The 18588-nt window shown below is 51.7% G+C and carries 15 protein-coding genes; 6 read left to right on the top strand and 9 right to left on the bottom strand.

The genetic code is table 11. The features are described from left to right. The first annotated feature begins 311 nt into the window (after positions 1-311). A complete protein-coding gene (locus tag BFW38_RS11585; RefSeq protein ID WP_069000423.1) occupies positions 312-1247 on the top strand; it encodes an AraC family transcriptional regulator in 936 nt (311 codons plus the stop codon). Here the strand turns inward: BFW38_RS11585 and BFW38_RS11580 are convergent. From BFW38_RS11580 to BFW38_RS11555, 6 genes are all read right to left on the bottom strand, one after another. Further along, positions 1220-2707: an FAD-binding oxidoreductase gene (locus tag BFW38_RS11580; protein ID WP_084004611.1), complete on the bottom strand. Its 1488-nt coding sequence runs from the start codon at positions 2705-2707 to the stop codon at positions 1220-1222. The two genes, BFW38_RS11585 and BFW38_RS11580, sit on opposite strands and share 28 nt — an antisense overlap. A 170-nt stretch (positions 2708-2877) precedes the next feature. Next, a complete protein-coding gene (locus BFW38_RS11575) occupies positions 2878-4134 on the bottom strand; it encodes a TRAP transporter large permease (RefSeq protein WP_139116616.1) in 1257 nt (418 codons plus the stop codon). Then, a complete protein-coding gene (locus tag BFW38_RS11570) occupies positions 4131-4625 on the bottom strand; it encodes a TRAP transporter small permease (protein WP_068998883.1) in 495 nt (164 codons plus the stop codon). Before BFW38_RS11570 ends, BFW38_RS11575 begins: the two co-directional genes overlap by 4 nt. A gap of 58 nt (positions 4626-4683) precedes the next feature. Next, positions 4684-5775 carry a TRAP transporter substrate-binding protein gene (locus tag BFW38_RS11565; RefSeq protein WP_245686140.1) on the bottom strand — a complete coding sequence of 364 codons (1092 nt, stop codon included), beginning with the start codon at positions 5773-5775 and terminating at the stop codon, positions 4684-4686. Between the two features lie 57 nt (positions 5776-5832). Beyond that, positions 5833-7149, bottom strand: coding sequence for an L-fuconate dehydratase (locus tag BFW38_RS11560; protein WP_068998881.1), 1317 nt, complete (start codon positions 7147-7149; stop codon positions 5833-5835). A 609-nt stretch (positions 7150-7758) separates the two neighbouring features. Continuing rightward, on the bottom strand, positions 7759-8730 hold the full coding sequence (locus tag BFW38_RS11555; protein ID WP_068998879.1) for a TDT family transporter: 972 nt from the start codon (positions 8728-8730) through the stop codon (positions 7759-7761). A 98-nt stretch (positions 8731-8828) separates the two neighbouring features. Between BFW38_RS11555 and BFW38_RS11550 the strand changes: the two genes are divergently transcribed. After that, positions 8829-9755 (top strand): LysR substrate-binding domain-containing protein, encoded by a 927-nt coding sequence (locus BFW38_RS11550; RefSeq protein ID WP_068998877.1) that lies wholly within the window; start codon positions 8829-8831, stop codon positions 9753-9755. A 174-nt stretch (positions 9756-9929) separates the two neighbouring features. Next, complete coding sequence (locus BFW38_RS11545) at positions 9930-10436, top strand: GNAT family N-acetyltransferase (RefSeq protein ID WP_068998874.1); 507 nt, start codon at positions 9930-9932, stop codon at positions 10434-10436. Between the two features lie 153 nt (positions 10437-10589). Here BFW38_RS11545 and BFW38_RS11540 read toward each other — a convergent pair whose 3' ends face one another. The 3 genes from BFW38_RS11540 to BFW38_RS11530 form a co-directional block, all read right to left on the bottom strand. Next, positions 10590-12233 (bottom strand): methyl-accepting chemotaxis protein, encoded by a 1644-nt coding sequence (locus BFW38_RS11540; protein WP_068998872.1) that lies wholly within the window; start codon positions 12231-12233, stop codon positions 10590-10592. Between the two features lie 558 nt (positions 12234-12791). Then, complete coding sequence (locus BFW38_RS11535) at positions 12792-15170, bottom strand: zinc/cadmium/mercury/lead-transporting ATPase (RefSeq protein WP_068998870.1); 2379 nt, start codon at positions 15168-15170, stop codon at positions 12792-12794. 61 nt (positions 15171-15231) lie between these two features. Continuing rightward, entirely contained in the window at positions 15232-16146 is a 915-nt protein-coding gene (locus BFW38_RS11530; RefSeq protein ID WP_068998868.1) for a LysR family transcriptional regulator, read from the bottom strand. Positions 16147-16344: 198 nt separating this feature from the next. Between BFW38_RS11530 and BFW38_RS11525 the strand changes: the two genes are divergently transcribed. The 3 genes from BFW38_RS11525 to BFW38_RS11515 all read left to right on the top strand — a co-directional run bounded on the left by BFW38_RS11525 (position 16345) and on the right by BFW38_RS11515 (position 18554). Next, positions 16345-17031, top strand: coding sequence for an alanyl-tRNA editing protein (locus BFW38_RS11525; protein WP_068998866.1), 687 nt, complete (start codon positions 16345-16347; stop codon positions 17029-17031). A gap of 1 nt (position 17032) precedes the next feature. Further along, positions 17033-17683 (top strand): LysE family translocator, encoded by a 651-nt coding sequence (locus BFW38_RS11520; protein WP_068998864.1) that lies wholly within the window; start codon positions 17033-17035, stop codon positions 17681-17683. Between the two features lie 94 nt (positions 17684-17777). Continuing rightward, positions 17778-18554 (top strand): threonine/serine exporter family protein, encoded by a 777-nt coding sequence (locus tag BFW38_RS11515; protein ID WP_218186410.1) that lies wholly within the window; start codon positions 17778-17780, stop codon positions 18552-18554. The last annotated feature ends 34 nt before the right edge of the window (positions 18555-18588 follow it).

The raw sequence follows: 18588 nt of genomic DNA, 5'->3' as shown, positions 1-18588 counted from the left end.
GGTTGAAGTCCTGACTTGCTGATCTCTGCTGGATGCTTGCCTAATCCTGCATTTTATTGCTTGGGCAACTATTAGGCCCATGATGTTGCTTATACTGGGCAGCGTTTTCCCAGGCGTGTAACGTCGCTAATCGCCGATGAGGGCTCTCCGTTATGCTAGATTCTGCCTCGCCAGTGCCATGGTCTTTAAAATCAAAGCTTTCGAAATCAAAGCATTCGAAATCAAAGCCTTTAGAGCCAGGTTTTTTAGAGTCAGGGTTTTTAGAACCAGAATCTTCAGAACCCGGGTCCCCACTACCTCTCACCGATGACATGTTGCAGTTAAGTCAGCAGCTTGCTCAGCATGTGAAGCCTTGGGCGAGTGCTGAGGGCATCACGTCTACAACGATTCCAGGTTTAGAACTATTGCGTGTGGATAGTCCCATGACGTGTTTGGGATCATCCATTTATGATCCGGCGATTTGCTTGATTGCCCAAGGTGAAAAGGTGTTGTGGCTGGGGGATCGACAGATGACTTATGGACCCTTGAGCTGCTTGTTTACCTCAGTGCATTTGCCTGTTTTGGCGAAGGTCACAAAAGCCTCTCCTGAGCAGCCTTATCTGGGGGTTAAAATTAACATCGCTCCCCCCGAGGTGGCCGATTTGGTTATGGCGCTTGGGGATGAACTGCCCCCGCTTTCAGAGGCGCCTTGTCCTGAGTTGGCTTGCGGGCTATGCCGAGCGCAGGCTGGTGCGTCAATGGTGAATGCGATTCTACGTTTGGTTCAGTTGTTGGATTCTCCGCGTGATGCCCGCATTCTTGCACCGCTTGTCCATCGGGAGATTTTATATTGGGCATTAGTCAGTGAAATGGGCGGACGTATGCGTCGGTTTGCCACTGCCGATAGTCAAATACACCGTATTTCGAAAGTGATTACGCTGTTAAAAGATCGTTTCCATGAGCCCTTGAAAATGGGCGATTTGGCCACGATGGCCAATATGAGTGAGTCCTCACTTTTTCATGGTTTTAAACAGGTGACGCGGATGTCGCCTTTGCAATTTCAAAAAAAACTGCGCCTACATGAGGCGCGTCGTTTGATGTTAAGTGAAGGGATTGAGGCGTCTACCGCGAGCTTCCGTGTGGGATATGAGAGCCCGTCACATTTCAGCCGCGATTACAGCCGCCAGTTTGGTGCACCACCACGCACTGATGTACTGCGTTTGCGTGGTGGGCCGCTTGATCAGAAAACCGAGTCACTGCTGCGCTGAGATTGACGGGGCAGGATGCGTCCGGGACACATCAGCTCATCGGGATCCAGCAACAGTTTAAGTTGTTGCATCAACTGGCGCTCAGTCTCATCGAGTGTTTCCAGGAAAGGTGCCTGTTTAAGGCGACCAATACCATGTTCAGCACTGATGCTGCCATTGAACTGGGGGACCAGTGCAAACAAACGCATCTCTAAGTTGTGCAAAACCGCTGCTTTCTCGTCTTCATTGAGTTGAGGGGGCGGCAGAATGTTGAAGTGCAGGTTGCCATCACCGACATGTCCGTAGGCAATCACTTCTGATTCAGGGCTATGCGCGTGCACCATGGCGCTGGCTTGCTGATGAAAGTCGCTTAGTGCCGAGATCGGCAGACCAATATCGGTGCGCAAGTGCAGCCCGTGTAATTGTTGGCCTTCCAACATGGCTTCGCGAATCATCCATAATTGATTGGCTTGAGTGTCACTTGAGGCTAAAACGCCATCTAACAGTAGGCCATCAGTCAATCCCGCCTCGAACAACCCTTCGATCATGCTATCCAGTGAGACGGGACCGCTGGCACTGAGTTCCATGAGCACATAAACAGGATATGGGGTGTCTAAAGGGTCGCTCAACTCAGGTGAAGCCTCAATCGCCAGCTCAATACAGCGCCTGGGGATCAATTCAAAAGCACTGAGTAAATCACAGCAACTGCGCCGGGCTTGGGCATATAAGCGCATGGCTGCGGTGACATCCGAACAAGCCATCATCGCGGTTCGGGTGCTGGTAGGCTTAGGTGAGAGTTTGAGTACGGCACCGGTGACGATTCCCAAGGTGCCCTCGGCCCCAATAAACCATTGTTTGAGATCGTAGCCAGTGTTGTTCTTATGCAGAGCTTTCATGTCATTGAGAATGCGGCCATCAGGTAAGACGACCTCAATCCCCAGTACAAGTGCACGCATCATACCGTAACGCAGGACATTCAAACCGCCGGCATTGGTCGCGATGTTGCCGCCAATTTGGCAGCTGCCTTGTGCGCCTAGTGCCAAAGGAAAGGTAAAGTCTTCTGCTTCAACCGCGTCTTTGAGAGTTTGCAGCACGCAACCAGCATCTACACTGACGGAAAAATTCAACGGGTCCAGATGGCGAATACGTTGCATGCGCTCCAGGCTGAGCACCAGCTCAGCTTTTTGTGCATCAGGTAAGGCGCCGGCGACTAAGCCGCTACCGCCTCCTTGTGGCACGATCGGAATCTGAGCCTGGTGACAATAGCGCACGACCGCAGCGACCTCTTCGGTATTGGCCGGGCGCGCTACTGCCAAGGGGGTTGCGCCGGTCGTTCCCGCCCAATCAATGCAATAACGTGCCGTGTCGTTTTTTTCTGTGAGTACGCCCTTGGGGCCTAAGGTGTCCTGTAAAAAAGCCACTAATTCTGCTTGTTGGGATGCCGCTATTGTGCGGTGATGAGCAGGGGGTGTTGATGCCATCAAAACGACCTCGTGCAATGATATGAAAACAACGGGTTCAAGGGAGTTTCGCTAGGGCTGACTCAAGCAGATGAACTCAGCGACTGATCTAAGCCGCTGAGCTTATTTGCTGAACTTACTGAATGAATTCATTCATTCAATAAGCTAGGCCGCTGATCCCAGTGGCCTGATCATCTGAACCACAGGACAACACCTGGAAACAGTAAAAATAGCGCCAGTAATGCCAGTAGCGTGAAGTAGAAAGGCAGGAGGCTTTTCACTAAGCGCTCCATGCTCACTTTGCCGACACCGCATCCCACATACAGCACTGTGCCTACAGGTGGCGTAATCAGTCCAATCCCCAGGATGAACGACATCAGCACCCCAAAGTAAACCGAATCAATCCCCAGTTTCACTACGACCGGTGTCATCATGGGGGCCAGAATCACCATGGCTGGCGTGAGGTCCATAAAGAAGCCGACCACTAATAAAAAGGCGGAGAGAATTAACAGCAGTAGAAACTTATTATCAGTCAATGATGAAAGCCCCACCACCAATTGCTGCGGGATCATATTGGCGGTCAAAAGCCAAGCCAGCACACTGGCAAAAGCCAACAGTAACATCACCACACCAGTGAGTCGGCCGGTGGTGATGCATAATCCAAACAACGTTTTTAAGGTCAAGCTACGGTAGATAAAGCAGGAGACGAGTAATGCGTAGACCAGTGCGATCGCAGCACTTTCGGTGGGTGTGAAAATACCGGTCAGAATGCCGCCGACAATAATGACAGGCAGTAGCATGGCCCATAACGCTTCTTTCAGTGCACTGACGAGTTCACCAAAATCAAAGGGTTGGCCGCGTCCATTCTGACGAGACTGTTGATAGGTGGTGGCCGCTAGACAAACGGTGATCAGAATACCCGGTACAATACCTGCCAGAAATAATTCTGAGATTGAGGTATTGGTGACAACGCCAAACAAAATCATCGGAATGGAGGGCGGAATGATAATTCCGACCACGGAAGCGGCGACGACGATGGCCGTCGCCATTGAGCCTGAATAGCGATGTTGCTTCATCGGCTCGATCATCATACTGCCGACGGCAGAGGCGTCGGCCACGGCCGATCCACTGATACCGCCAAAGAACATGGAGGTCATGACGGCCACTTGGCCCAGTCCTCCGGCAACAAAGCCCACCATGGCACTGGCTAAACGCACCAAGCGCGTTGCGATCCCGCCGGCACTCATCACCTCACCGACCAAAATGAAGAGTGGGATGGCCAGCAGCGGAAAAGAATCGAGGCCATTGACGGCTTGATCCACCAAAGGCGACAGCGGAATATCAGAATAAAAGAAAATAAATAAGCTGATGGCACCCAGGCCGAAAGAAATGGGCATTCCAATCAGAATGCACAGGGCCAGACCTACAAGAATGCTCCATAGAATCATTGGTCACGCCCTCGTAAAACGTCGATTAACGCTAAAGTATTCGCAATCAATGTGAGCCCGCCCATTACTAACATGGCGCTATAGAGCCAAATTTTGGAGATGCCTAACATCGGGGTTTCACTGACATAGCCTGTGATCAGATCGTGGAATCCCAGACCAATACTCAGGCAAACCAGATAAATCAGAGCAATGACGCACAGCGACAGTAAACGCTTGAGCCCTTTGGGGGCTAAATCTCGAAAAAAGGTGACGGCGACATGCTCTCGCTCCAGGCTGCCGAGCCCCGCACCTAATAGCACCAGCCAAATAAAGAGCACTCGGGACATCTCTTCAGCCCAGGCGTAAGAGGTGTTTAAGACAAAACGGCCAAATACGTTGGCGGTGACACAGAACACAACACCCAGCACAAGTAGACCAACGGCAACGCGTAACGTCGTAATCAGAAGGCCCAGCCATGGAGGCATGGGAGAGGAGGTAGGGGATGTCTGCATGCAGCGCCTCCTGCTGAGCGTCGGGTGAGACGACGCTCAGCGTTTTCAATGAAGTCAGTTATTGGGAAAGCTCACGGATATCATCAATCAGCTGACCACCGATCTGGTCACGCCAATGGTCATAAACCGGTGCCAACTTTTTCTGGAATACGGCGACCTGACCGGGGGTCAATTCTGTAATCTGCATGCCGTCATCTTTCAGTTCTTGTTTGATCTGATCATTTAATGTACGGCTGACCTGGCGTTCATATCGACTCATGTCCTGAGCGGCGTCAACCAAGAGTTGTTGATAGCCTTCGGGCAAACGGTCCCAGTAGCGTTTGGAGACCAGTGTGATGAAGGGCGTGTAGACATGGTTGGTTTCTGTGGCGTAAGGCTGCACTTCATTGAATTTGGATGACTGGATGGTAATCCAGGGGTTTTCTTGGCCATCCACCACGCCTTGCTCTAATGCTGTGAACAATTCTGCAAATGACATGGGGGTGGGGTTGGCGCCTAAGGTTCTCCAAATATCCAAATGGATCGGGTTTTGCATCGTGCGAATCTTGAGGCCTTCTAGATCCGCTGGTGAAGAGACCGGGTGCTTACTGTTAGTGAGCTGGCGATAACCATTCTCAGACCAACCAATCGCCACCAAACCTTTGCTGCTGGCGACTTTGAGTAGTTGGTCACCAATGTCCCCATCAAAGACCTGATCAACAACATCGGTTGTGGGGAAGAGGAAGGGCAAATCAAAGACGGCAAATTCTGGGAACATCTTGACCAGTGGTGAGGTGGACGGCAGCGTCATTTCCAGCGTGCCAGACTGCAACGAGCTGACGGCCTGTAAATCATCGCCTAACTGAGCGCTATCAAACAGCTGAACTTGAACATGGCCATCACTGCGTGACTCGACGATTTTTTCAAAGTACTCCGCGCCACGATATTGGGCGCCGCCTTTGGTGGTGCCGATACTGACGCGAATGGTGTAGTCCTGCCCATTACCGGCCACCTTGCCGCCAGTAATTTCCGGCATCGGTGGCATGTCTGAAGCAGCCTGTGCGGATAACCCCACGAGGGCGAGTGCCAGTGCTCCCGCTTTCATCGCCCCTTGCCATACCCCATGAGGACGAGTCAGATGCTGGGGACGAGCGCTTGTTGTTATTGTCATGCGATCTCTCCTGATGTGACGGTTGTGATGTGATGCTTGGGACATGATGTTTAAGTGTTAGGCTTCCTGCCAGACTTCGCCGTCCGGATAACGATGGCGCGCCAATGATTCGGGCTTCATCGTGATGCTATAGCCGGGCGCTTCAGGCACCAGGTAGTGACCTGTTTTGATACGTACAGGATCAATAAAGTGATCATGTAAGTGGTCCACATACTCCAACAAACGCCCTTCGAGATTGCCTGAAACTGCAATGTAATCAAACATGGCAATATGTTGGGTGTACTCGCATAGGCCGACACCGCCGCCATGAGGACAGACTGGGATATCAAACTTCGCGGCCAGCAGTAGCACCATGATGACTTCGTTGAGCCCGCCCAGACGCGCGGAATCCAACTGACAGTAGTCGATCGCCCCGGCTTGCATCAGCTGCTTGAACATGACGCGATTATGGCAATGCTCGCCAGTGGCGACGCCAATGCCTTGAACACCGCCAAAGCCTTGCAAGCGACGGCGGATCTCCGCATGGCCGAGAATATCATCGGGGCTGGTGGGCTCTTCGATCCAGTGCGGGTTGAATTCGGCCAAGCTGCGCATCTGGGTGATGGCCTCATCTACGTCCCAAACCTGGTTGGCGTCCATCATTAAAGTGCGATGCTCACCAATTTCTTCACGTAATATGGCGGCACGGCGACGGTCATCTTCAAGGTTGCCGCCCACTTTCTGTTTGAAATGCTCCCAACCCTCTGCCAGGGCTTCACGGCACAGTTGACGCATTTTCTCTTCGCTATAGCCGAGCCAACCTGCAGAGGTGGTGTAGGCCGGATAACCGTGTGCTTTTAATTCGGCTTCGCGTTCGTGTCGGCTATCTTGCAACCGCTTGAGTAATGCCAACGCCTCTTCTGGGGTGAGCGCATCACTGACAAAACGGAAGTCCAGGCAGCGGACCAGCGCTTCGGGGCTCATATCAACTAAAAGCTTCCAAAGTGGCTTGCCTTCCTGCTTGGCCCATAAATCCCAAACCGCATTAATCATGGCGGCACAAGCCAGATGCATGACACCCTTTTCAGGGCCTAACCAACGTAACTGACTATCGCCGCTGGTCTGATCGCGCCAGAAGCGACCCATATCGGCCGTAATTTCTTCCAGTGTCAGTCCCTCAAGCTGCGAGGCCATTGCATTAACCGCCGCCACGCAGATGTCATTACCACGGCCTATGGTGAAGGTCAGGCCATGACCTTCGAGGCCACTGTCGGTATGTAAAATGACATAAGTGGCTGAATAATCAGGCGCAGCATTCATGGCATCCGAGCCATCCAACTCTCGTGACGTTGGGAAGCGAATGTCCTGGGCTTCAACTCGGGTGATCGTGGTCATAAGGGTTCCTGTCTGGGGTTAATCATCAGAGCAGGCGCAAGGCGCCGGGTGAGCCTTTACGCTTGACGATTTCGTCAAGCACTGTGACGTCAACGTCATGCTTTGAGTCTATGGGGCGCAGGAAACGAACTGCTAATGTTATTTTTTGCCAAACCAATAACCTGGTGTTATCGGTTTGGCGCTGAATTCGGGATATTGACGATCAAGCCCCCGCCGCTTGGGCGCTTGCATCAGTGAGCGCTGAATAGACGGTATGACGATCCCATGTCGGGCCTTGAACCAAAGTTTAAGAGCTTGAACTTGGCGGGTCCGATAGGTAGAAAAAATACTGATAGAGCAGGTGGTTGGCGAAATGGCACGATGTTGTACCAATACCCGTATAGCGACCAATAACGACACCTAAGACCACTATAAGACGAGGCCTTGGGGGTGATGATCATGGGTTGAAGAGAGGAATAAAGAGAGAAATAGAGAGGAGCAGAGAGAAATAGAGAGGAGTAGAGAGGAGTAGAGAGGAGTAGAGAGGAGTAGAGAGGAATGATGAATAAGATGAATAAAGAAATAGAAAGATGAAGTGATGAGGTTTGACCTCAACACTTCATCGCAGACTCATAACGCAAGCTTGGCTCGGCGTAACGGATTAAAAAAGAGTAGATAGCGTAGCGCCACATAGCCAACCAGCAACGTCGCCACCAACAGCTCGAGCTCTGCCAGCAGTTGTAGTTGCCCAACGGCATGCCCGGTCACCCCCCACTGAGTAAACATATCGGCGGCTTTATACAAGGCTGTGGCACCAATCACCATGGGAAAGGTAAAAGCCGCATAGCCTGGGCTAAAGGGGAGGCGGAGTAATTTAATAAAGGCCAGATAAATCACCATGGTCATCAGTACGGCAACGCCCAGCAGTAGATCCACCAATAACGGAGACGGGGCCGCGATCACGGTCAGATACCCTGCTAAAGACAAGCTGGCAGGTGCCGCGAGTATGGCAATCGTGGGCTTGGCCGCATCGGGGACTTCTTCGGCAAAGATTAAGCGATATAACATCACTGGCAGCATCAGGCCATAGCTGATCAAGCCAAACCAGAAAAGCCCCTGAGCGACAGGCGTCAATATGCCTCCAGGGTTGGCGACCGCCGCGACAATAATGCCGACTGGTGGGACAAACCAGCTAGGCAGCATATGTTGCAGCTCAAACTGTCGGCTTCGATGCCAGACAAAAGTGATCAGAAACAGCAGATGCAAGCCCACAGCGAAGATCCATAATGCACTGCCTGCGGTGCCTCCAACCGCTTTGGAGACCACCATGGTGGCCATCGCAAAAGTAGGGACCACACTTCCGACAACGGGATGGGCGAGATCATCGCTTAAATGTTTGGGGTTTAGGATAAATTTAGTGGTCAGAATTAAGAGCAGCACACTGGCGATAGCGGCTCCTACGGCCTGAGCTTGTCCTTGTAATGAAGTCGCATGAAACAGGGATGTATTTTCCCAGCACCAACCAAGACTGCCAATCCCTAAGGCAAGACCGGCCATGGGCGTCGGAGCGGTAGCGCATCGGGCTAAAGTTTGGCGAATCACAGTGGTATCCCTCTTAGATGTTTTCGTTATGCCATCCTATGAAAAATGCATTATATGTGATATCTAAATGATCTAAATTCGTCGTTTAGGAAAACTAAATGCTGAGTCTTAAACAACTGGCGGTGTTTGCCAGTGTGGCGCGCCATGGGCATCTCGGTGGTGCCGCATCAGATCTGTTTCTCAGTAAGGGGGCGGTGTCTCAGGCTTTAGCAGAGCTAGAGCGGCGATTGGGGACGCCCTTGTTTGATCGTGTGCATCCACGATTGAAGTTGAATGACCAGGGACGTCAATTACAGCCGATGGCAGAAGCGTTATTAAGTCAGGCTTGGGATATTGAGCATCTATTTGATACCGGAGGAGAGCCCACAGGGGCCTTGCATGTGGGCGCCAGTCAGACGATTGGAAACTATTTATTGCCCGTGTTACTGGGCTATTTGCCTCAAGTACAGGCCAAAGTTCAAATTACTAATACACATCATTTATGTGACATGTTGATGCGCTTTGAGCTTGATCTAGCGTTAATTGAGGGCGAAAGCCATCACCCCGATCTAGTCATGACGCCATGGTTAATGGATGAAATGGTGGTGGTCGCGCCTCCTGATCATCCGCTGGCCCTCCAGACGGCTCAAACCGGCGATGCTTTGGATGTCGCAATGCTGAATGACTGTCACTGGGTGATTCGTGAGCCTTATTCTGGCAGCCGTGAACAGTTTGATCATTGGATTGCTCCAGAGCTGACGGCCATTGGCCCGACGATGGAGTTGAATACACTGGAAGCAGTGATGACCAGTGTCGTTCATGGCTTGGGGCTGACTTTTATTTCACGGCTGGCGATTCATGATCGATTAGCCTTGGGGCACTTGGTGGTCTTGCCACTCACACACCGTTATCCCCGGCAACTCAGCCTGATTTGGCACAAACAAAAATACCATGGTGCATTGTTACGTCGGTTCGTCGCTTTTTGCCAGCAACAAGCGACGTTGTTAAGCACGGCGGATGTCTCTTTGGACAAAGCGTCTGATTAGGTGATGAGGTCGTATTGATATGCTTTTGATATAGACCCTGACAAGTAAAAAAAGGCGTATAATAGTTATGGTTAATAAAGAGATAGGGGAATGAGCCACAAGCTTGTTGCCCGCTAATGGGATCTGTATCGCCAAATCCGGTCGATACTTGATCATCAAATGACGAGACTAACCATGAGTATTACCACTGTACGCGAGGCTCATTGGCCCGCTATTTTGCGTCTTCAAGATGAGGCTTATTCTGAGATCGAACCTGAACCGCTTCAGGTATTACAAAGCAAATGGCATCAATCACCTGATTTATGCTTTGTGTATGAGGATATGCAAAGTCAGGATATTGGGGCTTATCTATTAGCCCATGCTTGGCATAGCCCGGTTCCCCCCAAGCTTTACTCACCTTTGCCGCCGGCAAGTGAAGGGGATTGCCTATTTGTTCATGATTTGGCGGTATCACCACGTTATGCCGGTCAAGGGATCGGGCAGAAAATGATGGCCCAATTGATGCAGCGTGCCCGAGCGGCCGATTTTGATCATATTCGACTGGTCTCAGTGCAAGATTCTTCACCCTTTTGGGCCAAGATGGGCTTTAAGTCCGCCTCTCAGGCTTCTGTTGATGACAGTTACGGCCCTGGTGCCGTATTGATGACATGTGCCTTGGCTACGCAATCCGTTGCGGCTTGAACGCCCTCTATGGGACGACGATGACCCCCTGTGCTGTATAAGAAAAACGGCTGGCCGCTTTGTCGCGCTGGCCAGCCGTTGTTATCGGCGATGCCCCTCGGTGAGGGGCGTGCTGTGGTGGTGATGTCGCCGAGCTTTATGTCACCGAAAGCTTTAGGCCACCGAAAGCTTAAAGACAGAGACTTGTGTCTTCATTGTGGTGGCTAATTGTGCCAACTCTTCGCTAGCGGCTGTGGATTGTTCGGTCCCCATCAGGGTCTGTTCCGAGATATTGACGATCTGTGACAAGCTTTGATTGATTTCTTCAGTGGCCGCTGACTGTTGCTCAGAGGCACTGGCAATCTGCTCGATCATACGCACAATGTGATCAATGCCATCGCCGATCTCATGCAGGGATTGAGCGACTTGATGGCTCATCTGCTGATTTTCTTCTACCCGAGATAGGCCTCCTTTCATGATGGTGACCGCCTCATGGCTTCCTTCTATTAGCGTGTTGACCACTTGCGTAATTTCACCCACTGAGGACTGAGTGCGTTGTGCCAAAGAGCGCACCTCATCGGCGACGACGGCGAAGCCTCGGCCATGCTCTCCGGCGCGAGCCGCCTCAATGGCAGCATTGAGTGCCAATAAATTGGTTTGTTCGGCAATATCATTAATGACCTGAGTGACCTGACTGATGTCCGCACTTTTCTTTTCTAAGTCATCAATTTGTTGCGCGACATTTTGTATCTCGTTGGCAAGATTCATTAAGGCCTGACGACCTTGATCGCCAATATCGCGCCCCTGGTTACTCAGTGTTCTCGCTTGCTGGGCAGCGGTTCTCACTTCTTCAGCACTTTGTGCTGCTTGCACAGCGGTCGCGCTCATTTGGTTAATGGCGGCTGCGACTTGATCTGTTTGATCTGTCTGAGTTTGCACATTATCCATCGCACTACAGTTGATAGATGAAAGCTCTTCTGCAGAAGCAGAGACTTCATCTGACATGGCCGATAAGTGGGTGATCACGCCATCGAACTGCGTCAGCATTCGGTTAAGGTCTTCGCCGAGCTCCGCCAGTTCATCGCGACCTTGTGTCTTAATGCGCAGGCTCAAGTCAGATTCGGCCGTGATATGGCGCATGGCCTTTTGCATCGCTTGAATGGGCTGGTTAATTGAGCGAGCAATCATCCAGCTCAGTAATAACCCTAGGATGGTCACGGTGATGGCAATGCTCGGATAGAGCACCAGGCTGTGATCATATAAGACTCCGACGGATTGTCTTTCTTCCCGCGCGACATTGAGTTGCAGGGTCATTAATTCGTCAATTTTAGCGGTAATTGGGTCAATGACACGGTATAAGGGACCGTCAATCACATCGAGGTCTGTGCCCGGTGTTTGGGCCGCTGAAGCGAGCACGTCTCGTGCCTTTTGAATTGCTTGATCGGCCTGAGCAAAGAGCACTTCAGCCTCTTGTACCAATTTGGTTTCTCTTGGTGTGAGTGCTGTCGAAGTGTACTGTTGCCACAGCTTATGAATATTGGATTGTGCTTTACCCAGTGCCTTATTGGCGGCTTCAGGGGTGATCAAATGGGCATTGGCTTTATTTACAGAGTCAATTACGAGCACTGCATAATCATCAGAAATGGATTTTAGTTCTTGTAAGGGCACCACGCGATCATTGTAGATACTGGAGACACCATGGTTGATGCTAGCGAATACATTGAGGGCATAGATGGTCAGGCCACCGATGGCGATGACCGGTATCGCAATCACCAAGAGGAGTCGCCATCTCAAAGGGATGTGAGTCATGACTTTCATAGAGGTTCTCTTAATCGGGGAATAATATTTTTTTTAAGGGATGCTGCTTTAATATAGTGATCAATCATGAAAAGTGTATTTTTATTATTGGTATTGGGTTCGTTTTTGAAATGCACCAGAATGGAGCGTTTTAGGCATCCATAAACGCCACGGATTAAACCTTATATGCCAATTTTTTTCTCTTTTATGTTGCCACTATGTTTATTTTTTGTGCAGAGCAATGGGCTGGGGTCAATGACCTTTGATCCGCTGATCAGTGTGATCACTTTGTGATTTTTTTGCATGCGTTGCTTGCTATTTTTTTATCGATGTTCACGATCAGCTTTAGAGAGATGGATTTTAAGGGGCGGGTTGGATTCTATGAATTCATGTTTTCAGGAGGATCCAATACCGGATGATAAACACTATCGATATCGAACATTCGGTTATCGAACATTAGGTGATTAATGCCCGGTGATTAAATATCCGATGATTGAATATCAAAAGCATTAAATCGGTATCACCTTAACGGAATTAACCTGTGTTCAGATGATACCGACGAACGCCTTTACTGATGACTTATTGGCGGGCTTTATGTCGCAATAAACGTAAGGCATTGAGGGTGACCAGCGCGGTGGCGCCACTGTCAGCCAGCACTGCAACCCAAAGACCGGTGATACCGATCAAGCTGGTGACGAGGAACACAGCTTTTAGGCCTAAAGCCAGGGCGATATTTTGGCGGATATTATTCAAAGTGGCCTGAGAAAGTTCAATCATGTGACTGAGCGTGGGTAGCCGATTGTGCGTGATCGCAGCATCGGCGGCCTCCAGGGCAACATCACTGCCGCTACCCATGGCAATCCCAATATGGGCCGCCTTCATGGCTGGGGCATCATTGATGCCATCTCCCACCATCGCGACTTGATGGGAGTGGGCCAATTGCTCGACATAGCGGACCTTATCTGTTGGGAGGAGTTCGGCCTGATAGTCGATACCCAAACGTTGGCTGATTGCGGCGGCACTGCGGGCATTATCACCGGTCAGCATGACCACTCGAATGCCTTTTTCATGCAGATGTTGCACGGCCTCCAGCGCATCAGATCTCAGCGTGTCTTGCCAAGCAATCAAGCCCACGGGGGTTTGCGCCTCAAGCAGTATCCCCAGCGTTTTACCTTGGCTTTCTAATGTTTCAACCTGTGCTGACACTTCGTCCGTTAAAGGTTCAGAGAGTTGAGCTGGCGCCAGTAGTTGGTAGGTTTGGCCTTTGATCTCTCCACTGACCCCTCGACCGGCCAGCGCTTGCTTGTGCTCGGCTTCAGGCCAAGGGGTCGCGAGCTGTTCGGTGGCATAGTGGATGAGTGCTTTGGCCAGCGGGTGACTTGAGCCCGTTTCAATGGCGGCTGCATATTGCAGTACCTGAGCGGTAGATAGATGCGCTAAGGGATGCACTTCCGTTACCTGAGGCTTGCCTTCAGTTAACGTGCCGGTTTTATCAATGGCAATGGTATCAATTCGACCCAGTTGCTCCAGTGCGGCCCCACCTTTGATTAAAGCTCCCAAACGGGTTCCGGCCGCCAGTCCTGAGGTAATGGCGGCAGGTGTTGAGATGACCAAGGCACAAGGGCAGGCAATCAATAGCATGGCCAAGCCACGATAAATCCAGGTATCCCAGGGCTGTGCAAACATGAGCGGAGGAATCAGCACGACCGCCAACGCAAGCGCCATCATTAACGGTGTATACCAGCGGCTGAATTTAGCCAAGAAGCGTTCTAAGGGCGCTTTTCGCGACTCAGCGTCTTCGATTAATTGAAGAATGCGATCAATGGCATTATCGCCCGGTTCTGAAGTGATCGTGAGGCGTACCACACGATCAACCGCCACCGCACCAGCCGGAAGCCTCTCACCTTGAAAACGTTCGACTGGAATCGATTCTCCCGTTAGGGCGCTTTCATCAAAACTGGCTGCTTCGTCATTGAGCTGGCCATCCGCCGGTAAACGCCCACCAGGCGAGACTTCAACAAGATCGCCGGGGATAAGTGTACTGGCCGGGACAGTGATTCTTTGTCCTTGTTCAATTTTAACGGCTTGATCGGGCACCAGCGCCATCAGCGCCTGGACACCGCTACGGGCTCGGGCCGCGGCCACACCTTCTAACCGTTCACCGATTAAAAACAGCAACAATACCGTCGACGCTTCGGCGGTCTCGCCGAGATAAAGGGCGCCCAGGGCTGCGACAGTCATCAAAGTTTCAATCGCAAAAGGCGTCCCGCTTCGCATCAGTTGCCAGGCGTGTCGCGCAATCGGTAAGAGCCCTAACAGGCACGTTACGATGAATAAATATTGACTAACCTGAGGGTGCCAAGGCGAAAGAATAAAGGCGATTGCGCTGCCTAACGCAATCAGCAGCCAGTGGCGATTGGCTTGCCAAAATAGATATGACTTCGAGTGGTTTGGGTTCGAGTGGGCTATTTGATCTGAATGGCGCGCTTGACCAGGGTGGCGCGCTTGATCTGAGGCGTTGGCTTGTCGTGCCAGTGTGAAACCCGCTTGAGTGACGGCTTTTTCAATATGTTCACTGAGCGCTTGATCTTCGTAATCAACAATCAGCTTTTCTGTTGTAAAACGCACTTCAGCACGGGTGACGCCGGGTAACCGTTGAACCGCGGTTTCAATCTTTTGAGCGCAGGATGGGCAGTCCATTCCCTGTACATGCCAACGATTTTGGTAGGCTGATGAGGGCGGCCTGTCCCCTTCCTCATCGTCATCGGGCGACAGCGTTTCCCCCTGTGCATGAGTGTGCTCATGGGTCGAATGATCACAGCAAGACGGAGCCTGATCGTCGCACTGATGAGCACTGTGCTGAGTGGGTAAGTGTGTCGGATTGGCACAGCAAGGTGTGGCTGGGCGATGACGGGAGGTATGCCCGTCATGCTGGGCATGATGATGTTGAGCACACATAGCAGTCCCCTCTTGGGTCAGTGAATACTAATCAGCCTACACCCTGAAGCACACTTTAGGGTCAAGATTTCTTTGCCGTCGTCGCCGTTAGACGCTCGCTCAGAAATTGGATCAAGGCTCTTAGCTTGGCCGGTAAATGCTTATTGGGGGGATACAGCACCCAGAGCCCACCACAATACTGGGTTTTAAACGTCCACTCCGGTAGCACTGGCACAATCTCACCTCTTTCGAGTGCTTCGCGCGCAGTAAAGTGCGGTAAGCTGCCAATCCCCAAATGTTGCTGTATGGCGCTGAGTCGAACGCCTGTGTGGTTGGCGGCATAGCGGCCCTTGACTGGCACAGTCACGCGCTGATGAGCGCGTTGAAATTTCCAGTGGGCATCGGCCGGAATCTCGCCTAGGCAGATGCAACTGTGCTGTTGTAGGTCTTTGGGGGTTTGTGGTGTGCCATGAGTGGTGAGGTAGTGTGGTGTGGCACAGATGACATGGCTGATTTTCATCAGCTCCCGCCCCATTAATCCCGGTGGCGGCTGGTCGGTAATCCGCAGGGCGAGATCAATCGGATCGTCGATTAAATCAAAGTGACGATCCTCCAGACGCATCAAGACATCCACTTCAGGATATTGCGCGAGAAAGTCGGGAATATGGGGGTGAATCACATAATGTCCGACGGCCTTTGGGATGCTGATTCGAACGACACCTTGGGGCGTTTCATTGATATGCCCTGATACCTCCAGCGCGGCTTGAGCGGCGCCCATCATCGCTTGGCCGTGGCGATAAACGGCTTGGCCGCTGTCACTTAAGCGCAATTTCCGCGTACTGCGCTCCAAAAGTTGGGTACTTAATGCTTTTTCAAGTCGTGAGACCGCGCGACTGGTGGCGGACGGGGTGGTCCCCAATTGGCGGCTTGCGGCAGAGAAACTACCCGTCTCGACCACTTTAACGAAAACGGCGATTTCGTGGAGCAGAGCGTTCATTTTATTTGTGCTCTCAAGGCAAAAGTCATTTGTTTGTAGCTGGGATTATCGCTAATGGTGTTGCTAGTTAAAATCGTTGTGGCTGCTGATTCAAGCCTATTGATCCAACACTACCAATCAGCGCTAGCCCCTTGATGATGCAAGGTGATGCAAAAGCCTGAAGTTTTGACCACGACTCTTTGATAAGGCGATAGACCTATGACTCAACGCTTATATTTAAATGATCCTGCGCCAGCCAAGGCCACCGTCAACGTTTTGAGTTGTCAGCCGGATCCCTCATCTGGGTTTCGGATCATTCTTGAGGCCACGCCGTTTCATCCTCAAGGGGGTGGCCAGCCGAGTGATACGGGTTATTTGCGCCACCCCGAGGGGCCAATAGCCACTGTTCGACATGTGATTCAAGATGAGTCCCAAACGGTCGTTCATTTGACCGATGTGGCTTTGCCGTTAGGCGCAGCCGAAGCCTCTGTCTGTATGCCCCAGCGGTTGTGGCATGCGCAGTTACATTCGGCTGGCCATCTGATTGCTCATTTGCTTAGCGCTCAAGGTTGGCAGCCGGTTAAGGCCCATCATTGGCCGGGTGAATGCCGTATTACCTTGAGCCCTACTGGTGACCACTTACCTGTGCCTGCAGTGGTGGAGGTTCAAGCTTGGTGTGATCAAGCGATCAACAGTGATACGCCGGTGGTGCAGCACCTGGATGCGAATGGATTACGGCAGGTGGCGATGGGGCCTTGGCCCGCTTTTCCTTGTGGAGGCACTCATGTGACTTCACTTCAACAGTTGCTGGGGCTTGAAGTTCAAGCCATTAAGATGAAAAAAGGGCGGCTTCAAGTCTCGTATCAGGTCCCGCCGACAAGCCCTGAAGCTTATGGGGTGGCGTGATATGACCGGCTATTGGAGCGAGTTTTCAAGCTTGGCATTGATTCACCTCATGGCGGTATTGATGCCGGGCCCTGATTTTGCGATCACCGTCAGACAAAGCCTACGCTATGGCATTCGGGTGGGGATCTTAACGGCGTTAGGCATTGGTCTCGGCTTGTCTGTCCATGTCGCTTATACCCTTGTCGGCGTTAGCGCACTGATGAAAAGCTGGCCTTGGTTGATGACGGCGGCCGAATTATTGGGGGCGGGTTATCTGATCTTTCTGGGGGGGCGGTTATTAGTCAGTCGCGCCGCATCGATCAACCCTTTGGCCGCGGAAGCGGCGGATTTGTCCTCATCGACCATCCCACCTCCCTCATGGCGTCAAGCTTTGATGATCGGTGTGATGACCAATGCGACGAACCCCAAAGCAACGCTCTTTTTCCTGGCGATTTTTACCACCATCGTGAGTCCGTCGACGCCTTTCATGATACAGCTCGGGTATGGGGCTTGGATGTGCAGCATTAATGCGCTGTGGTTTATGTGCGTCGCCATTTTTTTCGCTCAAGCCAAAGTGCGTCAGTACTTTTTAAAGATGGGGCATTGGTTGGAGCGGATTGTGGGGTTGTTACTGATCGGGTTTGCGGTTCGTTTAGTGACCGCAGTAGCTTGAGTGTTTGTGATTCATTGCTGATCCGGCGCGCTCATTGATCGACTGGCTCGTGTTAAACTGAGCATCACGTATTGGATGCCGAGAGAGGGTCTTCATGTCGACAGCGGTGGTGATGTCCGATCAGTCTCGGATGACGGAGGTGTTGGCCGAAGTCGCGATCATGTTGCTGGAGTATGGTGCTGAAAGTCGTTTGATTGAGCAAATCCCGGTGAGAATCGGTTCGGCACTCGGCTGTGATCGAGTGGACATGGCGTTGATTCCCTCTGCCGTCACCTTGAGTACTCGGATTGCAGGGCAGTCTGCCACCACCACCCGGCGCACTAGGGCTCAATCCCTCAATATGGGCGTTGTACACGACATCTTACAGCTATGTATCCATCTTGAGCGCCACCCCGCACATATTGATGACATCGAGCAGCAGCTTCGTACGATTAAGCCACGCTATTACCCGCAGTGGGTGCTGGTGCCCGTGATTGGTTTGGCCTGTGCGGCGTTCAGTCATTTGCATGGGGCTGATTGGCCTGGCTTTATGATCGCCTTCTTGGCTGCCGCAGTGGGGATGTGGGTTCGTACGGCATTAGCGAAGCGCCGTTACCCTGCATTAATCAGTTTTGCGATCACTGCGTTTGTGTCGACCAGTATTGCCAGTTTAGCGCTGCTTCCGCAATTGAGCCGCACACCCAACTTGGTGATTTCGGCCAGTGTGTTATTGCTGGTGCCTGGGTTTCCTTTTGTGAATGCATTTCTGGATGCGTTTAAAGGCTATCTCAGTATGGGATGGGGGCGCTGGTTGGAGGCTTGCTTGCTCACACTGATGACCTCCTTAGGGATTATTCTGGCCTCGCGTTTACTCAATATTCATGTTTGGTAAGGCGTGGGTTGAGGCGAAACGAAATAACACCAAG

The sequence above is a fragment of the Terasakiispira papahanaumokuakeensis genome, assembly GCF_001709345.1.
GTDB classification, from domain to species: Bacteria; Pseudomonadota; Gammaproteobacteria; order Pseudomonadales; family Halomonadaceae; genus Terasakiispira; species Terasakiispira papahanaumokuakeensis.
The sequence above is the reverse complement of the archived record's forward strand: the minus strand, read 5'-3'. Positions and strand labels throughout refer to the sequence as shown.

Bases quoted from the DNA above. Each gene is read 5' to 3' on its own strand.
- BFW38_RS11585 (WP_069000423.1), top strand. From the start codon at position 312: ATGTTGCAGTTAAGTCAGCAGCTTGCTCAGCATGTGAAGCCTTGGGCG.
- BFW38_RS11580 (WP_084004611.1), bottom strand. From the start codon at position 2,707: ATGGCATCAACACCCCCTGCTCATCACCGCACAATAGCGGCATCCCAA.
- BFW38_RS11575 (WP_139116616.1), bottom strand. From the start codon at position 4,134: ATGATTCTATGGAGCATTCTTGTAGGTCTGGCCCTGTGCATTCTGATT.
- BFW38_RS11570 (WP_068998883.1), bottom strand. From the start codon at position 4,625: ATGCAGACATCCCCTACCTCCTCTCCCATGCCTCCATGGCTGGGCCTT.
- BFW38_RS11565 (WP_245686140.1), bottom strand. From the start codon at position 5,775: ATGACAATAACAACAAGCGCTCGTCCCCAGCATCTGACTCGTCCTCAT.
- BFW38_RS11560 (WP_068998881.1), bottom strand. From the start codon at position 7,149: ATGACCACGATCACCCGAGTTGAAGCCCAGGACATTCGCTTCCCAACG.
- BFW38_RS11550 (WP_068998877.1), top strand. From the start codon at position 8,829: ATGCTGAGTCTTAAACAACTGGCGGTGTTTGCCAGTGTGGCGCGCCAT.
- BFW38_RS11545 (WP_068998874.1), top strand. From the start codon at position 9,930: ATGAGTATTACCACTGTACGCGAGGCTCATTGGCCCGCTATTTTGCGT.
- BFW38_RS11540 (WP_068998872.1), bottom strand. From the start codon at position 12,233: ATGAAAGTCATGACTCACATCCCTTTGAGATGGCGACTCCTCTTGGTG.
- BFW38_RS11535 (WP_068998870.1), bottom strand. From the start codon at position 15,170: ATGTGTGCTCAACATCATCATGCCCAGCATGACGGGCATACCTCCCGT.
- BFW38_RS11530 (WP_068998868.1), bottom strand. From the start codon at position 16,146: ATGAACGCTCTGCTCCACGAAATCGCCGTTTTCGTTAAAGTGGTCGAG.
- BFW38_RS11525 (WP_068998866.1), top strand. From the start codon at position 16,345: ATGACTCAACGCTTATATTTAAATGATCCTGCGCCAGCCAAGGCCACC.
- BFW38_RS11520 (WP_068998864.1), top strand. From the start codon at position 17,033: ATGACCGGCTATTGGAGCGAGTTTTCAAGCTTGGCATTGATTCACCTC.
- BFW38_RS11515 (WP_218186410.1), top strand. From the start codon at position 17,778: ATGTCGACAGCGGTGGTGATGTCCGATCAGTCTCGGATGACGGAGGTG.